The following is a 1,274-nucleotide window of genomic DNA, read 5'->3' as shown; positions in this document are numbered from 1 at the left end:
AACAAAATCTGATCTTTGGGTCTTTGGAAGGTCCCGGGAAGCGAGTTTAGCGAGTCTGATTATTGCACTTTCAAGTCTTTGAATAGTTGGAAAATCTGCAGACTTGAGTGAATATAATCTCCCTTTGGCGGCATTTGGCGACCACTCGACTGCGAAAGTGGTTTCTAAGAGTTGAACCAGTTCCTTGAAGGTCACATTTGCTAAAAGTTTTCCTTCTACATATTTCTCTACTAAGATTCTGCAACTTTTATCACATTTTCTTATTAACACTTTAATGGTTGCTTCCTCTGTCAATTTAGCCGTATTTTGGACATCTGCGATCGACCTTAGAAATGTTTCTAGATTTTCTGCAACCATTCCATCCTCTCCATTAAAAGTATGGATTGTTTTCAAACTACTATCTTGGACTCTTGTTTCCAAATCAGTGACATCAAAAACTAAAGGTGGTGAAATACTTTCATAGCTGCCTGGTAAGAATCCTGCATCCTGTCTTTGTGTCTGCCCATAGGCCAGCAGACTTAGTTGTTGAGAAATCAAAGTGTGTTTCTCAATTGTTTCCTGGAGGAATTGTTGCACATCTGCCGGCTCATTGATGCCATGAGTGCCAGGCAAAGTTATTTGAATGTCCCTGATTGATCCTAAAAACGTTGCAATGCCCCGCATTGCTTCATTACTGTTACGGGCTTGGAGCCTGATTAAATCTGGAATTGTGACTTTTTCTTGGCCTAAAATCAACTGGTCAGGTTCTTCTATATCTAGCCTAGCTAAGGCCGCTGTGACTTGTTGAGTGGTGGTGTGATAAATACCACCCTCGAAGGCTCTGCCTGCCATTCTGCTTATTATATTTGCAAGATATGGAGGCAACACTAAACAGGCTCTGAGCACTGGGTGATGCTGCGATACAAGTTTGTGTATGGATTGTGTATGGTTTTTGTACGGAACATAACAGTTAACTGTTGGCTGAGTACTTACACTTCTTATGTGGGTCTGTGGGTTAGGACATTGTGTCCTGCCTACTGCAGCCTTATCCCTGCTATGGGATCATGGGTCTGCATAGGCTGGCTTAGTCAAGCAGCAGCAGACCCTGTCCTCTTAGAGGACAGGGCTAGACTGCCGACTTCCCACGTTACTATAGGTGCCAAGTATATTCCTTGACTGTGGGTTACACACACACACATGGCATTTTGTAGTGTAATGTATGGCATGGTGCCAGTACATGTGACTGGGGGGGAGGAGATATTCTGGTTCATTCAAAATGAAGGATGAATCAGAAT

Annotated in this window: 1 protein-coding gene; it reads right to left on the bottom strand. The window is 42.9% G+C overall.

From position 1 onward, the window contains the following. The coding region (locus tag ACN0IC_RS15540) for a hypothetical protein (RefSeq protein WP_416879657.1) at positions 1-831 on the bottom strand (831 nt) is incomplete at its 3' end. Positions 832-1,274: the final 443 nt, after the last annotated feature.

The organism is Litorimonas sp. (genome assembly GCA_029936425.1).
In the GTDB taxonomy this organism is placed as follows: domain Bacteria; phylum Pseudomonadota; class Alphaproteobacteria; order Caulobacterales; family Maricaulaceae; genus Litorimonas.
This window is presented reverse-complemented; position numbering and strand designations above follow the sequence as displayed.